We start from the raw sequence: 23017 nt of genomic DNA, 5'->3' as shown, positions 1-23017 counted from the left end.
TTCCCTCACCTAACAAACGTTTGGTGGAAAGGTAGCTGATCCATCCATGGGTGTCTCCACCGCACGTCCCGGAAACGGCGTCCGTCTCGTCACGGTCGACTTCCCACCCGTCAACGCCCTGCCCGTGCGCGGCTGGTACGACCTCGCGGACGCGGTGCGCGCCGCGGGCCGTGACCCGGCCGTGCGCTGCGTCGTGCTGGCCGCCGAGGGCCGCGGCTTCAACGCGGGCGTCGACCTGAAGGAACTGCAGCGGGACGACGCGGCGCGCACGGCGCTCATCGGCGTCAACCGCGCCTGCGCCGAGGCGTTCGCCGCCGTGTACGGGTGCGAGGTCCCCGTCGTCGCGGCGGTGCAGGGCCACTGCCTGGGCGGCGGCGTCGGCCTGGCGGGCAACGCGGACGCGCTCGTCGCCTCCGACGACGCCCGCTTCGGCCTCCCGGAGCTGGACCGGGGGGCCCTGGGCGCGGCCACCCACCTCGCCCGGCTGGTCCCCCAGCATCTGATGCGCACGCTGTACTTCACCTCACGGACCGTCACCGCCCGGGAACTGCACGCCCACGGCGCGGTGTGGCGCGTCACCCCGCGCGACCGGCTGCGCGAGGCCGCGCTGGAGCTGGCCCGGGAGGTCGCGGCGAAGGACGGCGAACTGCTGCGGCTGGCCAAGGCCGCGATCAACGGGATCGATCCGGTCGACGTACACCGCAGCTACCGCTTCGAGCAGGGCTTCACCTTCGAGGCGGGGCTCAGCGGACTCGCCGACCGCGTCCGCGGCGCCTTCGGCGCCGCCCCGGCCGAGGAGGCCGGGCGGTGACCGACAAGACCATGACGCCCGAGGACGTCGTCGACAGGCTGCGCAGCGGGATGACGCTCGGCATCGGCGGCTGGGGCTCGCGCCGCAAGCCGATGGCGCTGGTCAGGGCGGTGCTCAGGGCCGGCCTCACGGATCTCACCGTGGTGTCGTACGGGGGCCCCGACGTGGGGCTGCTCGCTGCGGCGGGCCGTGTCCGCCGGCTTGTCGCCCCCTTCGCCACCCTTGACTCGATCCCGCTCGAACCGCACTTCCGCGCCGCCCGCCAGTGCGCCGCCTTCGAACTGACGGAGCTCGACGAGGCGATGTTCATGTGGGGGCTCACCGCGGCCGCCCACCGCCTGCCGTTCCTGCCTGTGCGCACCGCGCTGGGCTCCGACGTCATGCGGGTCAACCCCGGTCTGCGCACGGTGGTCTCGCCGTACGGCGACGGCGAGGAGTTCGTCGCCGCGCCCGCGCTGCGCCTGGACGCCGCGCTGGTGCACATGAACCGCGCGGACCGGTCGGGCAACGGCCAGTACCTGGGCCCGGACCCGTACTTCGACGATCTGTTCTGCGAGGCCGCCGACGCCGCGTATGTCTCCTGCGAACGACTCGTCGGGACGGCAGACCTCGCCAAGGAGGCCGCGCCGCAGACCCTGCTGCTCAAGCGCCATGCCGTCACCGGTGTCGTCGAGGCTCCGAACGGCGCGCACTTCACCTCGTGCGCCCCCGACTACGACCGCGACGAGAACTTCCAGAAGCTGTACGCCGCCACCGGCTGGCCCGAGTTCGCGGACCGCTTCCTCGCGGGCTCCGACGAGGGGGCCTATCAGTCGGCGGTGCGGACCTGGCACGAGGAGCAGACGGGCGAGCGGGAGGCAGAGCGATGACGGACACGGTCAGCCGGGCCGAGTACTGCGTGGTCGCCTGCGCCGAGGCATGGCGCGGCGACGGGGAGGTCCTGGCCAGTCCGATGGGCCTGATCCCGTCCCTCGGCGCGCGCCTCGCCAAGCACACCTTCTCCCCCGATCTGCTGCTCACCGACGGGGAGGCGATGCTGGTCGGCCTCGACGGGACGGTGGAGGGCTGGCTGCCGTACCGGCAGCATCTGGCGCTGGTCACCGGGGGCAGGCGGCACGTCATGATGGGCGCGAGCCAGCTCGACCGGCACGGCAACCAGAACATCTCCTGCATCGGCGACTGGCGCCGGCCCGACCGCCAGCTGCTGGGCGTGCGCGGCGCGCCGGCGAACACCCTCAACCACCCGGTCAGCTACTGGGTGCCCCGGCATACGCGGAGGGTGTTCGTCGAGCGGGTCGACATGGTGTGCGGAGTCGGCTACGCGCGGGCGGCGGGAGCGGGCCCGTCGGCGAGCCGGTTCCACCGCATCCCGCGGGTCGTCTCCGACCTGGGCGTGTTCGATTTCGAGACCCCCGACCGGACGATGCGCCTGGCATCCCTGCATCCGGGGGTCGCGCTCGACCGGGTCAGGGAGGCGACCGGCTTTGACCTGGCCGTGCCCGGGGCCGGAGCCGGAGCCGGAGCCGGAGCCGGGGCCGGGGCCGGGGCCGGGGAGGTTCCGTACACCCGTGAGCCGACGGCGGCCGAACTGCGGCTGATCCGCGAGGTCATCGACCCGGCGGGACGCCGCGAGCACGAGGTCGGGGCGGCGGGCCGATGAAGACTCCGCTCACCGAGCTTGTCGGAGTTCGGCATCCGGTCGTGCAGACCGGGATGGGGTGGGTGGCCGGGCCACGGCTGGTCTCCGCCGCCGCTAACGCCGGGGCGCTGGGCATCCTCGCGTCCGCGACCATGACGCCCGGCGGGCTGCGCGCCGCGGTACGGGAGGTGGCCGCCCGCACGGACGCCCCCTTCGGGGTCAATCTGCGGGCCGACGCCCCCGACGCCCGCGAGCGGGTCCGGATCATCGTCGAGGAGGGCGTGAGAGTGGCGTCGTTCGCGCTCGCGCCCTCGCGCGAGCTGATCGCCGAGTTGAGGGACGCGGGCGTGGTCGTGATCCCTTCGGTGGGTGCGCGGCGGCATGCGGAGAAGGTCGCGGCGTGGGGCGCGGACGCGGTGATCGTGCAGGGCGGCGAGGGCGGCGGGCACACCGGCGAGGTGGCGACCGGCGTGCTGCTGCCGCAGGTCGTCGACGCGGTGTCGGTGCCGGTGGTCGCGGCCGGCGGCTTCCGGGACGGGCGCGGGCTGGTGGCGGCGCTGGCGTACGGCGCGGCGGGCGTCGCCATGGGGACCCGCTTTCTGCTCACGTCGGACTCGACGGTGCCGGACGCCGTCAAGGCGCGCTATCTGGCGGCGTCCGTGCGGGACGTCACGGTGACCACGGCGGTCGACGGGCTGCCGCACCGGGTGCTCCGCACGGATCTGGTCGACGCGCTGGAGCGCGCCGGACGTCTCAGGGCGCTGCTGCACGCGCTGCGCAGCGCCGCCCGCTTCCGCCGGATCTCGGGGCTGTCCTGGGCCGCGCTGGTCCACGACGGCCGTGCGCTGAAGCACGGCAGGGAGCTGTCCCTCAGCCAGGTGCTGCTCGCCGCGAACACACCCATGCTGCTGAAGGCCGCCATGGTCGACGGCCGTACGGACCTGGGGGTGATGTCGTCCGGTCAGGTCGCGGGTGTGATCGAGGACCTGCCGAGCTGCGCGGAGCTGGTGGAGCGGGTGATGCGGGAGGCGGAGGAGGTGCTCGACGGGCTGGGGTCCCTCGGCCGGGCCGGCCGGGGCAGCCGCTGAGCCCGGCGGCGCTCGGTGAGGCCTACAGGCGTTCGATGACCGTGACGTTCGCCTGGCCGCCGCCCTCGCACATCGTCTGGAGGCCGAACCGGCCGCCCGTCCGTTCCAGTTCGTGCAGCAGCGTCGTCATCAGCCGTGCGCCGGTCGCGCCCAGCGGATGGCCCAGGGCGATCGCGCCGCCGTTGGCGTTCACCCGTTCCGGGTCCGCGCCCGTCTCCTGCAGCCAGGCGAGCACGACCGGGGCGAACGCCTCGTTGATCTCGACCAGGTCCATGTCGTCAATGGACATGCCGGTCTTCTTCAGCGCGTGGGCGGTGGCCGGGATGGGTGCGGTCAGCATGCGGATCGGGTCCTCGCCGCGCACCGACAGATGATGCACGCGGGCGCGGGGCGTCAGGCCGTGGTCGCGGACCGCCCGTTCGCTTGCCAGCAGCAGCGCCGCCGCGCCGTCCGAGACCTGGGAGGAGCACGCCGCGGTGATCGTTCCGCCGTCGAGGACCGGCTTCAGGGCCGCCATCAGCTCCAAGGTGGTGTCACGGCGCGGGCCCTCGTCCGCCGTCATGTCCCCGTACGGCACGATCTCCTTCTCAAAACGGCCCTCGTCGGCCGCCCGGACCGCGCGACGGTGGGAGGTGAGGGCGAACTCCTCCATGGCACGCCGCGAGATGCCCCATTTGCGGGCGATCAGCTCCGCACCGTGGAACTGGCTGACCGGGGCCCGGCCGTAGCGCGCCCGCCAGCCCGAGCTGCCCGCGAAGGGGCCCTCGGTGAGCCCGAGCGGCTCGGCGGCCTGCCGGGAGGCGAAGGCGATCGGCACCTGGGACATGTTCTGCACGCCGCCCGCGACGACGAGGTCCTGAGTGCCGGAGAGCACGCCCTGCGCGGCGAAGTGCACGGCCTGCTGCGAGGAGCCGCACTGCCGGTCGACGGTGACGCCCGGCACCTCCTCGGGCAGCCCGGCCGCCAGCCAGCAGGTGCGGGCGATGTCGCCGGCCTGCGGGCCGACCGTGTCCAGGCAGCCGAAGACCACGTCCTCCACGGCGGCGGGGTCGATGGAGGAGCGTTCGACCAGCGCGGTCAGCACATGGGCGCCGAGGTCGGCGGGGTGGACCGCGGCGAGGCCGCCCCTGCGCCGCCCCACCGGGGTGCGTACCGCTTCGACGATGTATGCCTCGGCCATGGCTGACGCTCCTTCGCTGCCAGGTGCTGGGTGCTGGGTGTCAGGTGTCCCGTACGGCGATGCCGTCCAGCACCATCGACAGGTACTGGCGGGCGATCTCCTCGGGGCTGTGCTGTCCGCCCGGCCGGTACCAGGAGGCGGCGACCCACACGGTGTCGCGCAGGAACCGGTAGGCGAGCCGGACGTCCAGATCGGCGCGGAACGCCTTCTCGGCCACCCCGCGCTGAAGCGTGCCGAGCCATGCCTGCTCGAACTTCCGCTGGGACTCGGTGAGATAGGCGAAGCGCGGCTGGGCGGCCAGGTGGCGGGACTCCTTCTGGTAGATGGCGACGGCCGCGCGGTGCCGGTCGATCTCCCGGAAGGACTCGGTGACCAGGGCCTCGATGGTCTCCCGCGGGCCGAGTCCGGCGCCGAGGACGGCGTCGTACCCCTGCCACAGCTCGTCGAGGAAGGTGGAAAGGATCTCATCGACCATCGACTCCTTGGAGTCGAAGTGGTAGTAGAGGCTGCCCGCGAGCATCCCGGCCGTGTCCGCGATCCGCCGGACGGTGGTGGCGTTGTAGCCGTGCGCGGCGAACACCTCGGCCGCCGTGTCGAGTAGTTCCCTGCGTCGGTCGGGCACGGAGGCCGCGGCCACCTGTGTCTTCTTCATCTTGGGCACATGACCATTGTCGTCCCCGGGCGGCGGACCTAGGCACGCTGGCTGCTCACGGCGACGACCTCGCCGGTCATATACGAGGAATAGCCGCTGGCCAGGAAGACGATCACGTTGGCGACCTCCCAGGGTTCGGCGCAGCGCCCGAAGGCCTCCCGCGCGGTCAGCTCGTCGAGCAGCTCGGGTGAGGTGACCCTGGCCAGATGCGGGTGCATGGCCAGGCTCGGCGCGACCGCGTTGACCCGCACTCCGTACTGAGCGGCCTCGATGGCGGCGCACCGGGTCAGGGCCATGACGCCCGCCTTGGCGGCGGCGTAGTGGGCCTGGCCGGACTGGGCCCGCCAGCCGAGGACGGAGGCGTTGTTGACGACGCAGCCGCCGGGGCGGCGCTCAGGGGTGTCCCGGAAGCGGCGCAGGGCGGCGCGGGTGCAGCGGAAGGTGCCGGTCAGGGTGGTGTCGAGGACCGCGGACCACTGCTCGTCGGCCATCTCGGCGAGGGGCGCGGATCCGCCGAGCCCGGCGTTGTTGACGACGATGTCCAGTCGGCCGTGCAGCCGCACCGCGGTGTCGAACAGCGCCTGGACCTGGCGCTCCCGGGTGACGTCGCAGGGCAGTGCGGCGACCGCGCCGACGCCGAACTCCTCGGCGAGCGCCGCCTCCGCCTCCTTCAGCCGACGGGCGTGCCGGTCGCCGAGGAGGACGCGCGCACCCTCCTCGAGGAGTCTGCGGGCGGTCGCGCCGCCGATCCCCGCGCCGGCCGCGGCCGTGACGACGGCGGTGCGGCCGGTGAGCAGGCCGTGCCCCGGAACGTACTGCGCCTTGTTGTCCGTCACGGCGGCACGTTAACCTACCAAACACTTGTTAGGGAAGGTTGGCAACCGCATGGACCTGGACAGCTCCCCCGGCGACGACGCCTTCCGCGCCGAGGCCCGCGCCTGGCTCGCCGCGCATGTGCCCGCCGAGCCGCTTCCCTCCCTGGAGACGCGCGAGGGCTTCGCGGCCCATCGCGCCTGGGAGGCCGTGCTGTACGCGGACCGCTGGTCGGCACTCTCCTGGCCGCGGGAGTACGGCGGCCGGGGCGCGGACGTCTTCCGGTGGCTGGCCTTCGAGGAGGAGTACTACGCGGCGGGCGCTCCCGGCCGGGTCTCGCAGAACGGCATCCATCTGCTCGCCCCCACGCTCTTCGACCACGGCACGGCCGAGCAGCGGGCGCGGGTGCTGCCCGCGATGGCCGCCGGCGCGGAGATCTGGGCGCAGGCCTGGTCGGAGCCGGAGGCGGGATCGGATCTGGCCGCGCTGACGTCCCGGGCGGTGCCCACGGACGGCGGCTGGCTGCTGTCGGGCCGGAAGGCCTGGTCCTCGCGGGCGGCCTTCGCGGACCGGGCGTTCGGACTGTTCCGTACGGACCCGGGGGCGGCCAGGCCCCATCAAGGGCTGACGTATCTGATGTTCGACCTGCGGGCGCCGGGGGTCGCGGTGCGGCCCGTCGGGCGGCTGGACGGCAAGCCCGCCTTCGCCGAACTCCTCCTGGACGGGGTTTTCGTGCCGGACGCGGACGTGATCGGGGAGCCCGGGCAGGGCTGGCGGATCGCCATGTCGGCCACGGGCGACGAGCGGGGGCTGACGCTGCGCTCCCCGGGCCGGTTCCTGGCCGCCGCGGACCGGCTGGTGCGGCTGTGGCGCGAGCGGGGGGAGCCGGAGGGGGCGCGCGACCGGGTGGCGGACGCGGTGATCGGCGCACGGGCCTACCAGCTGTTCGCGTGCGCCGCCGCCTCGCGCTCCGCCGCGGGCGCGGCCCTGGGGGCGGAGTCCAGTCTCAACAAGGTGTTCTGGTCGGAGTACGACCTCGCCCTGCACGAGACGGCGCTCGATCTGCTCGGCGACCAGGCGGAGCGGACGGACGGCGACTGGGCGGAGGGGTATGTCTTCGCGCTCGCGGGTCCCGTCTACGCCGGCACGAACGAGATCCAGCGCGACATCATCGCCGAGCGGCTGCTCGGGCTGGAGAAGGGCCGCCGCTGATGCGTTTTCTGCTCACCGGGGAACAGACCGCGTTCGCCCGCTCGCTGGACGCGATGCTCACGGCGGCGGACACGCCGGGGACGGTGCGGGCGTGGGCGGCCGGGGACTTCGCCGCCGGGCGCATGCTGTGGTCCCGGCTGGCCGAGGCGGGCGTCTTCGCGCTGGCCGTGCCCGAGGCGTACGAGGGGCTGGGGCCGCGGCCCGTCGATCTGGCCGTCGCCTTCGTGGAACTGGGCCGCCACGCGGCGCCGGGCCCGTACGTCGAGACGGCCGGTGCGGCGGCGCTGCTGTCCGCGCTGGCGGAACTGGGCGATCCGGCGCCGGCGAAGCGCCTGCTGCCGCCGGTCGCCGCGGGCTCGCTGATGCCGACCCTCACCCTGCACGGTGCGGGCCCGTACGCCCTCGACGCGGACGCGGCGGACTGCGTCCTCGCCGTCGGGCCCGTCGGCTCGGGCGGGGCGGCCACGGTGCGTCTCGCGCCCGCCGGGCGGGAATCACCGCAGGCGTCGGCCGACCCCGCGCGGCGGCTCGGCGCCGCCGGGCCCGGCGGGCCGGTGCTGGCGACCGGTCCGCAGGTGGCGGAGGCGGCACGGCGGGCAGTCGACTGGGCACGGCTCGCCGCCGCCGCGCAGTGCCTCGGCGTCGGCCTCGCTCTGCTGGACCGCACGGTCGCCTACGTCAAACAGCGCACCCAGTTCGGCGCTGCGATCGGGTCGTTCCAGGCGGTCAAGCACCGGCTGTCCGACACCCTGATCGCCCTGGAGTTCGCCCGGCCACTGGTGTACGGGGCGGCCGTCACCATGACCCGGGCGGATGTCTCCGCCGCCAAGGCCGCGGCGGGCGAGGCCGCGTACGCCGCCGCCCGCACCGCCCTCCAACTGCACGGCGCGATCGGCTACACCGACGAGCTGGACCTCTCGCTGTGGCTGCGCAAGGCCCGCCCGCTGCGGGACGCCTGGGGGACGCCGGCGCGGTGCCGCGCGGATGTGCTGTCGACGCCCGACGCGGCCGCACCCGACGCAGGACCGCGGGTCGAGCGGTGATCCCATGTGCGGCAGCGGCGGCGAGCCACTGCGGGCACTCGCCGAGCCCGGTCGGCCAGGGCCCTGCACTTGCACATGGACCGTTCGCTGCGGGACGACTCGGGCCATGACTGCGCGGCCCCCTCGGCAGCAGCGGTCAGAACGACTGCACGGCCTGGGAGAGCTCGCCGACCGCCGCCGCCAGGGGGGCCACCGGCTGGGCGAAGGCCGTCAGCCGGTCGAGGGCGCGGCGGACCACCCCGGGCTGGGGGTCCTCGTCGTCGAGTTCCTCGCGGAGTCTGCGCAGTTCCGCCCGGGGGGCCTCCTGGTCCGGCAGGGCGGCGCGGTGCTCCTCCAGCAGGCGCTCGACCAGGGCGAGCAGATCGCGGATCTGTGTGCGCTGATCGGCGGTGGGGGCCTGGACGAAAACCTGGCCGGCGATGGCCTGGGCGCCGGAGCCCACGGCCTGGTTGCCGACCTGGCTGTGCCCTCCGTACTGCTGCACGCCGAGGTTGTCCCCCTGCGGCAGGCCTTCCGGCGACGACGGGCGGGACTGATGGGTCATCGGGTCCTCCTAACGCTCCACCGCGGCCGCGGAGGCTCCGGCCGCCCCGGCCGTGGCGGTCCGGGCGGTGGCCTGGGCGCCCTGGCCGACCGCCTGGTTGCCCACGACGCTCACCCCGCCGGTCTGCAGGACACCGTGGTTGAGGATGGTCTGGGTCTGGCTGCGGAAGTCTGCCGTGTCGACGCCGTGCTCGTCCAGGAAGTCCCGTACGGCCGCGAGGGTGTGCCGGTCCAGCGCGGCGAGCGTGCGCTCGGCGTCCACCACCTGGAAGTGGTTGAGGTACTGCGGGCTGAGGACCTCCTCGCGGATGCTCAGCCGTGCACCGCGGTCAAAGGCGGGGTCGTCCTGGGCGGCCTGCACCTCGCGGAGCAGCCGGCGGTTTCTGCGAGTCTCGGCGCGCGCGTAGCGGAAGGAGGAGCCCGGTGCGGCGGACAGCGCCCCGCCTGTCCGCCGCAGCGCGTTCAGCAGGAGTGCGCGGTGGCGCTCCGCGGTGAGCGCGGCGGGCAGCAGGTCCACGGTGTGCAGTTCGCGCAGCACGGGCCCGAGGACATGCCGCTCGCAGTGCAGATGGAGCGACCTGCCGACCACGGCCACGTGCAGGAACTGGCTGGGCACCACATCGCCGCCCCACATGGGCAGATGGGCGGCGAGACAGTGCCTCGCCGGGCCCTGTGGGCTCAGTGCGATCCGCCGTACCTCCTCGTCGGGCAGCGAGGTTACCGGCGCGCAGAGCGGTTCGGGCAGCAGTCTGCCGTCCGACGCGATGGCCGTGCCGCTGACGAACACCCGGTCCTCGATGAGGAGACCGGCGAGGCTCGCCCCGCCGGCGGGAAGCCCGCCGGGCGGCGCGACGCCGGCCTGGGCCGGCACGGCGGCGGCGTGCCGTTCCGCCGCGTCCCTGAGCCGGGCGCGCAGGCGCTCGACGACCTCCCATGCGTCGAAGTCCACGACCGCGGGGGCGTCGCCTCCGGCGTCCGACGGGTGCTCGGCGGGCAGCAGGGGCAGCGACAGCGACCACTTCGACTCCCGCCGGGCGTAACCGAGGAACGGCGAGTACCCGCTGTAGACGGTGACATTGCCGCGCTGCGCCTCGGCCACGTCGTCGATCCGGTCGGCGGCCCACGGCTCGACGGGCCCCGGCTGCGGCAGCGCGCCCGGGTCGAACACATCACGGCGCAGCGTCTCGCGCAGCCGGGCGTCGATGTCGAGTTCCTCGTCCGCGAGTGTACGGAACGCCAGGGCGCCCGCCGCGACCGAGGCGAGCAGCGGTGGAATGCCGAGCAGATAGCCGCCGGCCAGCCAGGCGAGCGGCCCCGGCAGGGACATCGCGGACAGGGTCCGGCCCAGCAGCAGTCCGGCGATGAGCAGGGCGGCCGAGGTGAGGGCGAGCCGCCAGACAGCGGCCGCCGGGTCCGGCAGTTCGCGGCCGCGCAGGGAGCGCCGGGGGATGCGGGCGGCGGAGCTCAGTGCTCTGAGCCCTCCGAGGGCGAACACCAGCCACAAGGGGCTGAACACGGCGACGACGCAGCAGACCAGCGTCAGCCGCAGATCCCGCTCCCGGTGCAGTTGGCGGGCGGCAAGGCAGTGCCGGGCGACCGGCACCAGGTCGACGCCGGGCGAGGTGGCGACCGCGCCCAGTTCGTCCCCCAGCACGTCCTCGACCACTCGGCGGGAGAAGGCCGGATCGGTGTAGGCGGCGGCGCACAGATAGCGGGTGACGTCGCCCGGCGCGCTGCCGGTGGCGACGGCGTCGACGACGTCCTGGGAGGAGGTGGCGGCCATGGCTCTTCTCCGTTCGCGGCCACGGGCTGACGAAACGCTGAAGGATCCGCTTGATCCGCCTGCTCTGCCCGGTCTGCCCGGTCCGGCGGATCCGGCGAAGACGGCGGCGACGGCCAGGCCCAGCAGCACGCCGAAGACCAGTCCGTCGACGAGGAAGTAGGCGAACACCTCGGCGCCGTCCCGGCCGAAGAGGGTGACGGCGCCGGGGCCCCTGCTCATGATGACGGCCCATGCGGGGACCGCGGCGACGGCGGAGACGAGGACGCCGACGCCGAGCGCAGCGGTCCAGCGGACACCGCCCGCGGCAGGGGCCCGGGCCATCACCCGGGGTGCCAGGACGAGGACGCCGAGGAGCAGCACGGCCGCCGAGGCGTTCCCGCTCCAGCCGATCGCGGCCGAGAAGCGGTCGGGGCCCGGCGAGGGGTCCCACCCGGGGACGTACAGCGCGCGGTACAGCAGCGACTGGACGGCGTTGTCCGCTTGCAGCCCGCGCAGCGGCTCACGCGCCCAGGGGCTGCCCAGCAGCAGCAGGCCCGCGCATAACAGCGCGACTCTCCCCCGCACCGGCTTCCCCAGGCCGATCATCCGTTCCATGGCACCCCCCGGAACAGCTTCAGGCTCAGCACTCTAGAAGTCCGGGCGGGGTGTGTCAGCGGGTTGTGGAAAACCCCCCGCGGCAGACGGCCGCGGCAAACACCGCGGCGCCTGCCGTGGTCCGGTCGGGGACGAGGCAGGCGCCGCGATCAGTTCCGTACGCCGTTGTACGGGACGTCTATGGGGCGTTTCCGCGGTGCTTCGGCGGTCAGACCGTGAGCGCGCGGTCGGTGGGGCGGATGGGGGCCGGGAGCTCGCTCGCGCCCGTGAGGTAGTGGTCCACGCCGCGTGCGGCGGAGCGGCCTTCGGCGATGGCCCAGACGATCAGGGACTGGCCGCGTCCGGCGTCTCCCGCGACGAACACGCCGTCGACATTGGTGGCGAAGTCGGCGTCGCGCGCGACGTTGCCGCGCTCGTCCAGTTCCAGGCCGAACTGCTCGACCAGGCCGTTGGACCGGTCGGTGCCGGTGAAGCCCATGGCCAGGGTGACCAGCTGAGCGGGGATCCTCCGCTCGGTGCCGGCCTTCTGCTCCAGCTTGCCGTCCTTGAACTCCACCTCGACCAGGTGCAGGTACTGGACGTTGCCGTCCTCGTCGCCCTCGAAGTGGGTCGTGGACACGGAGTAGACCCGCTCGCCGCCCTCTTCGTGCGCCGAGGTGACCTTGTACAGCATGGGGAAGGTCGGCCACGGCTGGTTCGCGTTCCGCTCCTCGCCCGGCCTGGGCATGATCTCCAGTTGGGTGACGGAGGCCGCCCCCTGCCGGTGGGCGGTGCCCACGCAGTCCGCGCCGGTGTCGCCGCCGCCGATGACGACGACGTGCTTGCCCTCGGCGGTGATCGGCGGGGCGACGTAGTCGCCCTCCTGGACCTTGTTGGCGAGGGGCAGGTACTCCATCGCGAAGTGGATGCCCTTGAGGTCCCGGCCGGGAACGGGCAGATCGCGGGAGACGGTCGCGCCCGCGGCGATGACGACCGCGTCATAGCGGCGCCGCAGCTGCGCGGCGTCGACGTCGCGGCCGATCTCGACGCCGGTGCGGAACTTGGTGCCCTCCGCGCGCATCTGCTCGATGCGGCGGTTGATGTGCCGCTTCTCCATCTTGAACTCGGGGATGCCGTAGCGCAGCAGCCCGCCGACGCGGTCGGCCCGCTCGTACACGGCCACGGTGTGGCCCGCGCGGGTGAGCTGCTGGGCGGCGGCCAGGCCCGCCGGGCCGGAGCCGATGACGGCCACGGTCTTGCCGGAGAGCCGCTCCGGCGGCTGCGGCTTGACGTCGTTGGCGTCCCACGCCTTGTCGATGATGGAGACTTCGACGTTCTTGATGGTGACGGCCGGCTGGTTGATGCCGAGGACGCACGCGGCTTCGCAGGGTGCGGGGCACAGCCGCCCGGTGAACTCAGGGAAGTTGTTGGTGGCGTGCAGCCGCTCGCCGGCGGCCGCCCAGTCCTCGCGGTAGGCGTAGTCGTTCCACTCGGGGATCAGGTTCCCCAGCGGACAGCCGTTGTGGCAGAAGGGGATGCCGCAGTCCATGCAGCGTCCCGCCTGCTTGCTGATGACCGGCAGCAGCGAGCCGGGGACGTAGACCTCGTTCCAGTCCTTGACGCGCTCCTGGGCGGGGCGGGTCTGGGCGACTTCGCGCCCGGTGGTCAGGAAGCCCTTGGGGTCAGCCATTGATCGCCGCCTCCATCATCTTCTCGGTGGTCTCGGACTCGGAGAGCCCGGCCCGCTCGGCGGCGTCCTTGGCGGCGAGCACTGCCTTGTACGTGGTCGGAATGATCTTGCTGAAGCGGTCCGCGGAGGCGTCCCAGTCGGCCAGCAGCTTCTCGGCGACGGTGGAGCCGGTCTCCTCGAGGTGGCGGCGCACGACGTCGTGCAGCCACTGCTTGTCGGCGTCCGTCAGCGGCTCGATCGCCTGCAGGTTGCCGGGGTTGACGTTGTCCCGGTCGAGGTCGACCACATAGGCGATGCCGCCGGACATGCCGGCCGCGAAGTTGCGTCCGGTCGCGCCGAGGACGACGGCGTGGCCGCCGGTCATGTACTCGCAGCCGTGGTCTCCCACGCCTTCGGCGACGACCGTCGCGCCGGAGTTGCGGACGCAGAACCGCTCGCCGGTGCGGCCGCGCAGGAAGACCTCGCCGCCGGTCGCGCCGTAGGCGATGGTGTTGCCTGCGATGGTCGAGTACTCGGCGAGGTGGTCGGCCCCGCGGTCGGGACGGACCACGATCCGGCCGCCGGACAGCCCCTTGCCGACGTAGTCGTTGGCGTCGCCTTCCAGGCGCAGGGTGACGCCGCGCGGCACGAACGCGCCGAAGGACTGGCCCGCCGAGCCGGTGAAGGTGATGTCGATGGTGTCGTCGGGCAGGCCCGCGCCGCCGAACCTCTTGGTCACCTCGTGGCCCAGCATGGTGCCGACGGTCCGGTTGATGTTGCGGACGGCGATCTGGGCGCGCACCGGCTGGGCGTCCTCGGCCGTGGCCGCGCCCAGCGCGTCCGCGGCCAGCTTGATCAGCTCGTTGTCGAGGGCCTTCTCCAGTCCGTGGTCCTGCTCGATCAGCTGGTGGCGGACCGCGCCTTCGGGCAGTTCGGGGACGTGGAACAGGGGCGCGAGGTCCAGACCCTGTGCCTTCCAGTGGTTCACCGCGCGGGTGGTGTCCAGCAGCTCGGCGTGGCCGACGGCCTCGTCCAGCGTGCGGAAGCCCAGCTCGGCCAGCAGCTCGCGGACCTCCTCGGCGATGAACTCGAAGAAGTTGACGACGAACTCGGGCTTGCCGGAGAAACGGTCCCGCAGCGTCGGGTTCTGGGTGGCGATGCCGACCGGGCAGGTGTCCAGGTGGCAGACGCGCATCATGACGCAGCCGGAGACGACGAGCGGGGCGGTGGCGAAGCCGAACTCCTCCGCGCCGAGCAGCGCGGCGATGACGACGTCGCGGCCGGTCTTGAGCTGTCCGTCGGTCTGCACCACGATCCGGTCGCGCAGCCCGTTGAGCAGCAGCGTCTGCTGGGTCTCGGCCAGGCCGAGCTCCCAGGGGCCGCCCGCGTGCTTGAGCGAGGTGAGCGGGGAGGCTCCGGTGCCGCCGTCGTGGCCGGAGATCAGGACGACGTCCGCGTGCGCCTTGGAGACGCCCGCGGCGACCGTGCCGACGCCGACCTCGGAGACCAGCTTCACATGGATGCGGGCGGCCGGGTTGGCGTTCTTGAGGTCGTGGATCAGCTGGGCGAGATCCTCGATGGAGTAGATGTCGTGGTGCGGCGGCGGGGAGATCAGGCCCACGCCGGGCGTGGAGTGCCGGGTCTTGGCCACCCACGGGTACACCTTGTGGCCGGGCAACTGGCCGCCCTCGCCGGGCTTGGCGCCCTGCGCCATCTTGATCTGGATGTCGTCGGCGTTGACCAGGTACTCGGAGGTGACGCCGAAGCGGCCGGAGGCGACCTGCTTGATGGAGGAGCGGCGCGCCGGGTCGTACAGGCGCTCCGGGTCCTCCCCGCCCTCGCCGGTGTTGGACTTGCCGCCCAGCTGGTTCATGGCGATGGCGAGCGTCTCGTGCGCCTCCTTGGAGATGGAGCCGTACGACATCGCGCCGGTGGAGAAGCGCTTGACGATCTCCGAGGCGGGCTCGACCTCCTCGACCGGGATCGAGGGACGGTCGGAGGTGAAGGCGAACAGGCCGCGGAGCGTCATCAGCCGCTCGGACTGCTCGTTCACCCGGTCCGTGTACTTCTTGAAGATGTCGTAGCGCTTGGTGCGCGTGGCGTGCTGGAGGCGGAAGACCGTCTCCGGGTCGAACAGGTGGGGCTCGCCCTCCCGCCGCCACTGGTACTCGCCGCCGATCTCCAGGGCACGGTGGGCGGGGGCGATGCCGCTGGCCGGGTACGCCTTGGCGTGGCGGGCGGCGACCTCCTGCGCGATGACGTCCAGGCCCGCACCGCCGATCTTGGTGGCGGTGCCGTCGAAGTACTCGGCGACGAAGGCGTCGTCCAGGCCTACGGCCTCGAAGACCTGCGCGCCGCGGTAGGAGGCGACGGTCGAGATGCCCATCTTGGACATGACCTTCAGCACGCCCTTGCCGAGGGCGTGGATCAGGTTGCGGATGGCCTTCTCGGGCTCGATGCCGTCGATGAAGGCGCCGGCCCGGACGAGGTCCTCGACGGACTCCATCGCCAGGTAGGGGTTGACGGCGGCCGCGCCGTAGCCGATCAGCAGCGCGACATGGTGCACCTCCCGGACGTCGCCGGCCTCGACCAGCAGCCCCACCTGGGTGCGCTGCTTGGTGCGGATGAGGTGGTGGTGGACGGCGGAGGTGAGCAGCAGCGACGGGATCGGGGCGTGCTCGGCGTCCGAGTGGCGGTCGGAGAGCACGATCAGCCGGGCGCCGCCCTCGATCGCGGCGTCGGCCTCCGCGCAGATCTCCTCGATGCGGGCGGCCAGCGCCTCGCCGCCGCCGCTGACCCGGTACAGGCCCGAGAGGGTGGCGGCGGTCATGCCGGGCATGTCGCCGTCCGCGTTGACATGGATCAGCTTGGCCAGCTCATCGTTGTCGATCACCGGGAAGGGCAGGGTGACGCTGCGGCACGACGCGGCGGTCGGCTCCAGCAGATTGCCCTGCGGGCCCAGCGAGGAGTGCAGCGAGGTGACCAGCTCCTCGCGGATGGCGTCCAGCGGCGGGTTGGTGACCTGCGCGAACAGCTGGGTGAAGTAGTCGAACAGCAGCCGGGGGCGCTCGGAGAGCGCGGCGATGGGCGAGTCGGTGCCCATGGAGCCGATCGGCTCGGCGCCGCTGCGTGCCATCGGGGCCAGCAGGACGCGCAGCTCCTCCTCGGTGTAGCCGAAGGTCTGCTGGCGGCGGGTGACCGAGGCGTGGGTGTGGACGATGTGCTCGCGCTCGGGCAGGTCGCCGAGCTCGATGATCCCGCTCTCCAGCCACTCCTCGTACGGGTGCTCCGCGGCGAGGGACGCCTTGATCTCGTCGTCCTCGATGATCCGGTGCTCGGCGGTGTCGACGAGGAACATCCTGCCGGGCTGCAGCCGGCCCTTGCGGACCACCTTGGCGGGGTCGATGTCGAGGACGCCGACCTCGGAGGAGAGCACGACGAGGCCGTCGTCGGTGACCCAGTAGCGGCCGGGGCGCAGGCCGTTGCGGTCGAGCACCGCGCCGACCTGGACGCCGTCGGTGAAGGTGACGCACGCGGGGCCGTCCCAGGGCTCCATCATCGTGGAGTGGTACTGGTAGAAGGCGCGCCGCGCCGGGTCCATCGAGTCGTGGTTCTCCCACGCCTCGGGGACCATCATCAGCACGCTGTGCGGCAGCGAGCGGCCGCCGAGGTGGAGCAGCTCCAGGACCTCGTCGAAGGAGGCGGAGTCGGAGGCGTCGGGGGTGCAGACCGGGAAGATCCGCTCCAGGCGGTCCCGGTCCCCGAAGAGGTCCGAGACGAGCTGCGACTCGCGGGCGCGCATCCAGTTGCGATTGCCCTTGACCGTGTTGATCTCGCCGTTGTGGGCGACGAACCGGTACGGGTGGGCCAGCGGCCAGCTCGGGAAGGTGTTCGTGGAGAACCGCGAATGGACCAGGGCGACCGCGGTGGCGAGACGCCGGTCGGACAGGTCGGGGAAGAAGGGCTCCAGCTGGCCGGTGGTCAGCATGCCCTTGTAGACGATCGTGCGGGCGGAGAGCGACGGGAAGTACACCCCGGCCTCGCGCTCCGCGCGCTTGCGCAGCACGAACGCCTTGCGGTCCAGCGCGATGCCGCTGATCTCGCCTCCTCCGGAGCCTTCGGCCCCGGAGGCGCCCCCGGCGACGAAGAGCTGGCGGAAGGCCGGCATGGTGGCGCGGGCGGAGGCGCCGAGGAGGTCGGGGGCGACGGGGACCTCGCGCCAGCCAAGGACGGTCAGGCCCTCCTCGCCGGCGATCGTCTCGATCTGCGAGACGGCGTCGGCGTTGTCCTCGGCGGGCAGGAAGGCGATGCCCACGGCGTAGGCGCCGGCACGGGGGAGCTCGAAGTCCACGGCTTCGCGCAGGAAGGCGTCCGGGACCTGGAGCAGGATGCCCGCGCCGTCGCCCGAGTCGGGCTCGGAGCCGGTGGCGCCGCGGTGCTCCAGGTTGCGCAGTACGGTCAGCGCCTGCTCGACCAGCTCATGGCTGGCAACACCGGTGAGGGTGGCCACGAACCCGACGCCGCAGGCGTCGTGTTCGTTACGGGGGTCGTACATCCCCTGCGGGGCGGGGCGACCGTCCATGGGCGACCAGGCGTCGGAACGCATCGGCTCTCCCGTCGTCGTCGTGGCATGTTTCCGTGCCGAGGGACGACGTTGGCCCTCCGCGAAATTTCGTGCAGGTTACATGATGGAGCGCTTCTCGCGAAGTGGATAGCGCATTCCAGCATGCGGACACTGCGGACACCGCAGCGGCGGCGGAATTGATGGAGGTCGGGCGGGATCGCATCCGCCGGACCGGCGCAGCGCAGGCTTCATTGCCGGCGCGCTTTCGGCTCATGCCCCGTGCTCAAGGACCTGAAACCGGGAAGTAACGATAATTTATGTGGCTTCCCGCATAGTGTCTCACCTCGAAGGAGGCTCCGAGGGGGACCTTCCTCACAGACGTGCACCGCTGGTGTGTGCCGTTTGCACGGCCGATGCCCGTCGGACCGCTGCCCGTCGAGATCGTCGACATGCGTGACAGACGGCAACCGGGGCCCCTGCGCCCCGGTTGCCCCAGGATGAGCGGGAGCGGGCGATGACGCAACCCCGCGGAGGCGAATATTCCGCCGACCGGGGCCGGAGACGGCCCTCTGCGGCGCGTCAGAGCGCCGCGCCGAACAGGCTCCCCAGCCCGTACGTCACCGCGGCGGCCGCGCCGCCGAGCGCCAGCTGCCGCAGACCGCTGTACCACCAGCTGCGGGCGGTGACACGGGCCACCAGCGCACCGCAGCCGAACAGCCCGGCGAGCGCCAGCAGCACGGCAGGCCACAGACTGCTCGCCCCGAGCAGATACGGCAGCACCGGCAGCAGGGCGCCCAGCGCGAAGGAACCGAACGACGACACCGCGGCCACGAGCGGCGACGGCAGATCGTCCGGATCGATGCCGAGCTCCTCACGGGCGTGGATCTCCAGCGCCTGCTCCGGGTCTGCGGAGAGCTGCAGAGCCACCTCGCGGGCGAGCGCGGGCTCGACGCCGCGTGACACGTACAGCGCGGCCAGCTCCTCCATCTCGTCCACCGGGTGCTTGCGCAACTGCACCCGCTCGACGTCCAGTTCCGCCTGGACCAGATCGCGCTGCGAGGCGACCGAGGTGTACTCGCCCGCGGCCATGGAGAACGCGCCCGCCGCGAGCCCGGCGAGTCCGGTGATCACGACGGTCTGCTGGGAGACGGCGCCGCCCGCCACGCCTGCCATCAGGGCGAAGTTGGAGACGAGACCGTCCATCGCGCCGAACACCGCGGGGCGCAGCCAGCCGCCGTTGACGTCGCGGTGGGTGTGGTTGTCACGGTGGGCCGCGTGCAGCGCCGCCTCGGTCTCGATGATGGACACAGCTCTCCCCTTGCCTTGGAATGCGTCGCTCTGCGATGCGTCGGGTCCGGGCGGGTGGACCCGCTCCCCCTCAACACCTCGAAAATACGCGCGATGTAAGGGGCGCGCCAGCAAGGCAGGGCATACTTACCTGGCGTCAGGCGGGTGACGCCGGGCCCCGGCAAGCGCGTCGGCGCGTCCCGCGTGGCACATATCCGGGAACGGTCCGCGCCTCCCACGGAAGAGACCCGCCCATGGAGTTGATTGCATGCAATCCGCCGACGGCGACGCTCCCGGAACGGGCGCGGGGGGCGCTGCTGGGGCTGGCGGTGGGCGACGCGCTGGGGGCGCCCGCGGAGAATCTCCGGCCGTCCGAGATCCGCCGCCGCTGGGGGCGGATCGAAGGGTTCGTCAGCGACGACCCGGCGGGGACGGACGACACGGAGTACGCCGTCTTCTCAGGCCTGTTGCTGGCCCGGCACGGCTCCGCGCTGTCCGTCGCCCATGTGGAGCGCGCCTGGCACCGCTGGATCGCCGACCTCGACGAAGGGCCGTTCCGAGGGGCGGGGTTCAGCGAGCGCGGCACGCTGGAGAACCTGCGGCGCGGGCTGGCCGCGCCCATCTCCGCCCAGCACCGGCATGCGTGGAGCGACGGGCTGGCGATGCGGGCGGCGCCGTTCGGGGTGTTCGCGGCCGGGCGGCCCGCGGAGGCGGCGCGGCTGGTCGCGATCGACGGGGCGGTCAGCCACGACGGCGAGGGGATCTACGGCGGGCAGGCGGTGGCGGCGGGGGTCGCGGCGGCGATGGCGGGCGCGGACCCGGCGGGAGTCGTCGGCGCGGCGCTGTCCGTGATCCCGACGGACTCCTGGACGGCGCGCTCACTGCGGCGCGCCGTCGCGGCGGCGGGCCGCCGGTACCCGGACCGGCTGTCCATGGAGCGCGGAGTCCGATCCGCTGTGGTGGTCGGCGGCTATCCGTGGACGGATCTGGCCCCCGAGGCGGCAGGCCTGGCGTTCGGCGCGTTCGCCGCGGCCCGCGGCGACTTCCGTACGTCGGTGCTGACCGCGGTCAACATGGGCCGCGACGCGGACACCACGGCGGCGGTGGCGGGCGCGCTCGCCGGTGCGCTCGCGGGGGCCACGGCGATCCCCCCGGAGTGGTCCTCGGCGATCGGCCCGGTCCGCGGCGCCTGCCTGCCCTCGATGCGCGGCTACCACGTCCTGGACGTGGCGTCGCTGCTCACCCCCGGCCCCGACCTCGCGGCGGTCCCGTCATGACCCCGCCCGGAGCCGATGACGGCCGTCGGCCCGTCGGCGGCGCCGACCAGCCAGGGCGTCCGACCCGGCCGGAACGTCAGGCCCGGCCAGGGCGTCAGGTCCCACCAGAACGTCAGGCCCCGACCCCACGCCCCGAAGCGCCAAGCCCGCAGACCCCGGCCGGTCCGCGAGAGTCCGCGCTTCCGGGCGTGGCCCGCCGCCGGGCCCCGGACGAGGCCGCGGACGAGGCCCCGGGCGCGGCGGACGAGCCGCCCGAAGCTCCCCGGAGGACCCGGCGCGGGGAACTGAGCGGACCGCCGACCGAGGAGCGCCGGCCCGAGCCGCGGACCTGCCCCCGTCCGCACGGAGCAGCCCGCGAGCAAGCAGACGGCGAACGCCGTCGGCCGGGGGACGCCGCTGCCCAGCGGCGGGAGAAGGACCGGCGCGGGACATCGGCCCGCGCCTGGGAGACGGAGACCCCTGCACGTCTGCGCGAAGGGCTAGGAGTGGGGCCGTACCGCAAAGGCGGACCGCTACGCGGGCGGCGGGGGACCGGGGGCATTGCCCCGGTTCCGGGCGGGGGCGGGGCGGGGGAAACCACCGGACCGGACCCCAGGGGAAGCCGGATCGAGGGCCTCCTCCTCGGACTCGCCGCAGGCGACGCCGCCGGCTGGCCCGCGGCGAGGCATCGCGCCGCCCGCATGCCCGAGTGGACCCGCCGCCTCACCCGTGAGCTGGACACCTTCGCCGAGCAGAACGCCACCACCACCCTCCCGGTGCCCCTCGCTCTGAACCAGCCCCCCGAACCCCTCCGCCTCGGTCCGTCGGACGACTCCGAGTGGGCCGCCTTCGCGGCCGAGACCGTCCTCGCCGCCGGCAGCGACGTCTTCGACGGCCTCACCCCCGCCGCGCGCGTCCGCACCGCCGTCGACCTCGCCTGGAACTCCCTCGCCGGCGAGATCGCCGCCGCGGCGGCCCGCGCCCCCGAGGTGGAGTCCGCCGTGCCGCCGCTGCGCGCCCGCATCTCCGTACGCGCCGGGCTGGGCAATCTCGCCACCGGGCTGCGCCCGCCCGCCACCGGGCACGACAATCCGCACTACTTCGACGACGCGGCCTGCGTGCGCGCCGCTGTCCTCGCCGTGGTGCACCCCGGAGATCCGGACGCGGCCGCCGCGCTCGCGGAGTTCGACGCCCGTTACACCCAGGACGGCGACGGGGTGCACGGCGCACGCGCACTGGCCGCCGCCGTCGCCGCCGCGCTCGGCGGCGCGGACGTCGCGGCCGCCGTGGACGCCGCCCTCGCCCAGCTCCCCGGCGCCACCGAGATCGGGCGCAACGCCCGCCACGCCGTCAAGCTCGCCCGGAACACCCGGGGCGCGTTCGAGCTCGTCCCGCTCCTCGAGCACCAGATCGTCGACCACGTCTACAGCTACGGCATCGCCGCCGCCGAGACCGTCCCCGTCGCCCTCGCCCTGGCGTCCGCCGCCCGCGGCCGGGTCGCCGAAGCCGTCCCCGCGGCCGCCTGCCTGTCCCGCGTCGCCGACTCCGCCCCCGCCCTGGCCGGCGCGCTGACCGGAGTCGTCGGCGGCGCGAGCGGCATCCCGGACACCTGGCGCGACGCATGCCGTGCCCTCGCGGGCTGTGCGCTCCCCCGGCTCGCCGGCACGGATCTCGTGGAACTCGCCGGACTGCTGGCACACACGGAACTGACCGCTGCGGGGGGACAATTCCGGCATGACATCACTCGATGACCGGATCGTCGGCAGCCTCGTCGGCGCGGCGGTCGGCGACGCCCTCGGCGGCCCGGTCGAGGGCTACACCCCGGAGCAGATCGTCCAGCGGCACGGAGGCCGCATCACCGGCTTCGTCGGCCCCTGGCACGGCGACGGCTGGCGCACCGCCCGCCCGATCGCCCCGTACCACAAGGGCGATGGCCATGTCACCGACGACACCCTGATGACCCATGCCCTGGTTCGCGTCTACACGACGGTGCGGGACCACCTGGACGCCTACGCCGTAGCCGACCACCTCGTCCCCGACCTCATTTCCCACCCCCGGTGGATTCCCGAACTCGAAGCCGAGGCACTGCCCGTCCAGCGTCTCTTCCTCGCCGAGAAATGGCTGGTCGCCCGGCTCCACTACGGTCACGCGGACCCGCGCGAAGCCGGCGCGGGCAACATCGTCAACTGTGGCGCCGCCATGTACACGGCCCCGGTGGGCCTGGTCAACGCGGCCGACCCCGCCGCCGCGTACAGGGAGGCGCTCGACATCGCGGGCGCGCACCAGTCCTCTTACGGCCGTGAGGCTGCGGGCGTGCTCGCCGCGGCCGTGGCCGCAGCCTGCGCCCCGGACGCCACCCCCGAATCAGTGGTCGACGCCTCGCTCGCGCTCGCCAAGGACGGCACGCGCGCCGCGATCGAGGCGGTGTGCGAAACGGCCGCGCGGCACAGCGACACGGAGAGCGCGCTGGGCCCGCTCCGCGAGGCCGTCGCGCCCTTCGACACCGTGGGCCCCGACTACCGCGCCCCGTCCCTGGCCGCCCGCCGCCCCTCCCGGCTGCACGCGGTGGAGGAACTCCCCATCGCCCTGGGGATGCTGCTCGTCGGCGGGGGCGATTTCCGGCGCACGGTGCTGGGCGCGGTCAACTACGGCCGCGACTGCGACTCCATCGCCACCATGGCGGGGGCGATGGCGGGCGCGCTCCACGGCGAGGGCCCGGTACCCGACACATGGGCGAAGACCGTCGCCGAGGCCAGCCGGCTCGATCTGCACACCCCGGCGCGGGAGCTGACCGAGGTGGCGTACGAGATCTTCGCCCGCGACTCGGAGCGCCGCCGCGCCCACGAGACCGCCTTCGCCCGGCTGGCGGAAGACCGGCACGGCCGGTGAGGTCGGTGAGACTAG

17 protein-coding genes are annotated in these 23017 nt (G+C 73.5%); 9 read left to right on the top strand and 8 right to left on the bottom strand.

Annotation, left to right across the window (positions count from 1 at the left end):
• Positions 1–46: 46 nt before the first annotated feature.
• Genes QCN29_RS14460 through QCN29_RS14445 form a run of 4 tightly spaced genes read left to right on the top strand, consistent with a single transcriptional unit; the run spans position 47 to position 3538 of the window.
• On the top strand, positions 47–811 hold the full coding sequence (locus tag QCN29_RS14460; protein ID WP_240139968.1) for an enoyl-CoA hydratase family protein: 765 nt from the start codon (positions 47–49) through the stop codon (positions 809–811).
• Complete coding sequence (locus QCN29_RS14455; protein WP_279928328.1) at positions 808–1680, top strand: CoA transferase subunit A; 873 nt, start codon at positions 808–810, stop codon at positions 1678–1680. Before QCN29_RS14460 ends, QCN29_RS14455 begins: the two co-directional genes overlap by 4 nt.
• On the top strand, positions 1677–2471 hold the full coding sequence (locus tag QCN29_RS14450; protein ID WP_279928326.1) for a CoA-transferase subunit beta: 795 nt from the start codon (positions 1677–1679) through the stop codon (positions 2469–2471). Before QCN29_RS14455 ends, QCN29_RS14450 begins: the two co-directional genes overlap by 4 nt.
• Positions 2468–3538, top strand: a complete 1071-nt coding sequence (locus QCN29_RS14445) for an NAD(P)H-dependent flavin oxidoreductase (RefSeq protein ID WP_279928323.1) — start codon at positions 2468–2470, stop codon at positions 3536–3538. Before QCN29_RS14450 ends, QCN29_RS14445 begins: the two co-directional genes overlap by 4 nt.
• 22 nt (positions 3539–3560) lie before the next feature.
• Here the strand turns inward: QCN29_RS14445 and QCN29_RS14440 are convergent, their stop codons facing one another.
• From QCN29_RS14440 to QCN29_RS14430, 3 genes are read right to left on the bottom strand one after another with little or no spacing between them, the layout of a single operon-like run.
• The gene (locus tag QCN29_RS14440; RefSeq protein WP_279928322.1) at positions 3561–4718 is read right to left on the bottom strand and encodes an acetyl-CoA C-acetyltransferase; all 1158 of its coding nucleotides are present in this window, start codon (positions 4716–4718) and stop codon (positions 3561–3563) included.
• Positions 4719–4758: 40 nt separating this feature from the next.
• On the bottom strand, positions 4759–5370 hold the full coding sequence (locus QCN29_RS14435) for a TetR/AcrR family transcriptional regulator (RefSeq protein ID WP_279928419.1): 612 nt from the start codon (positions 5368–5370) through the stop codon (positions 4759–4761).
• 38 nt (positions 5371–5408) lie between these two features.
• Positions 5409–6206, bottom strand: coding sequence for an SDR family oxidoreductase (locus tag QCN29_RS14430; RefSeq protein ID WP_279928321.1), 798 nt, complete (start codon positions 6204–6206; stop codon positions 5409–5411).
• A gap of 49 nt (positions 6207–6255) precedes the next feature.
• Here QCN29_RS14430 and QCN29_RS14425 point away from each other — a divergent pair, with 49 nt between their 5' ends.
• Together QCN29_RS14425 and QCN29_RS14420 are read left to right on the top strand one after the other, a co-directional pair.
• Positions 6256–7395, top strand: a complete 1140-nt coding sequence (locus QCN29_RS14425; RefSeq protein ID WP_279928318.1) for an acyl-CoA dehydrogenase family protein — start codon at positions 6256–6258, stop codon at positions 7393–7395.
• Complete coding sequence (locus QCN29_RS14420) at positions 7395–8438, top strand: acyl-CoA/acyl-ACP dehydrogenase (RefSeq protein ID WP_279928317.1); 1044 nt, start codon at positions 7395–7397, stop codon at positions 8436–8438. Before QCN29_RS14425 ends, QCN29_RS14420 begins: the two co-directional genes overlap by 1 nt.
• A gap of 136 nt (positions 8439–8574) precedes the next feature.
• On the opposite strand, the gene QCN29_RS14415 is transcribed toward QCN29_RS14420, so the two are convergent.
• The 5 genes from QCN29_RS14415 to QCN29_RS14395 form a co-directional block, all read right to left on the bottom strand.
• Positions 8575–8982 carry a DUF5955 family protein gene (locus tag QCN29_RS14415; protein WP_279928316.1) on the bottom strand — a complete coding sequence of 136 codons (408 nt, stop codon included), beginning with the start codon at positions 8980–8982 and terminating at the stop codon, positions 8575–8577.
• Between the two features lie 9 nt (positions 8983–8991).
• Positions 8992–11358, bottom strand: a complete 2367-nt coding sequence (locus tag QCN29_RS14410) for a hypothetical protein (protein WP_279928315.1) — start codon at positions 11356–11358, stop codon at positions 8992–8994.
• A 208-nt stretch (positions 11359–11566) separates the two neighbouring features.
• Positions 11567–13027, bottom strand: coding sequence for a glutamate synthase subunit beta (locus QCN29_RS14405; protein ID WP_279928314.1), 1461 nt, complete (start codon positions 13025–13027; stop codon positions 11567–11569).
• Positions 13020–17612, bottom strand: a complete 4593-nt coding sequence (gene gltB, locus QCN29_RS14400; protein WP_279928312.1) for a glutamate synthase large subunit — start codon at positions 17610–17612, stop codon at positions 13020–13022. The genes QCN29_RS14405 and gltB overlap by 8 nt, the downstream gene beginning before the upstream one ends.
• Before the next feature lie 537 nt (positions 17613–18149).
• The gene (locus QCN29_RS14395; RefSeq protein WP_279928311.1) at positions 18150–18878 is read right to left on the bottom strand and encodes a VIT1/CCC1 transporter family protein; all 729 of its coding nucleotides are present in this window, start codon (positions 18876–18878) and stop codon (positions 18150–18152) included.
• A gap of 233 nt (positions 18879–19111) precedes the next feature.
• Between QCN29_RS14395 and QCN29_RS14390 the strand changes: the two genes are divergently transcribed.
• The 3 genes from QCN29_RS14390 (at position 19112) to QCN29_RS14380 (ending at position 23002) form a co-directional block, all read left to right on the top strand.
• Entirely contained in the window at positions 19112–20134 is a 1023-nt protein-coding gene (locus QCN29_RS14390) for an ADP-ribosylglycohydrolase family protein (RefSeq protein ID WP_279928310.1), read from the top strand.
• Positions 20135–20673: 539 nt separating this feature from the next.
• Positions 20674–21864: an ADP-ribosylglycohydrolase family protein gene (locus QCN29_RS14385; RefSeq protein WP_398859207.1), complete on the top strand. Its 1191-nt coding sequence runs from the start codon at positions 20674–20676 to the stop codon at positions 21862–21864.
• Positions 21848–23002, top strand: a complete 1155-nt coding sequence (locus QCN29_RS14380; protein ID WP_279928309.1) for an ADP-ribosylglycohydrolase family protein — start codon at positions 21848–21850, stop codon at positions 23000–23002. The genes QCN29_RS14385 and QCN29_RS14380 overlap by 17 nt, the downstream gene beginning before the upstream one ends.
• The last annotated feature ends 15 nt before the right edge of the window (positions 23003–23017 follow it).

It is taken from the genome of Streptomyces chengmaiensis, assembly GCF_029846775.1.
Classification (GTDB): Bacteria; Actinomycetota; Actinomycetes; order Streptomycetales; family Streptomycetaceae; genus Streptomyces; species Streptomyces chengmaiensis.
Note: the sequence above shows the minus strand (reverse complement) of the source record. Positions and strands in the feature narration are given on the sequence as shown.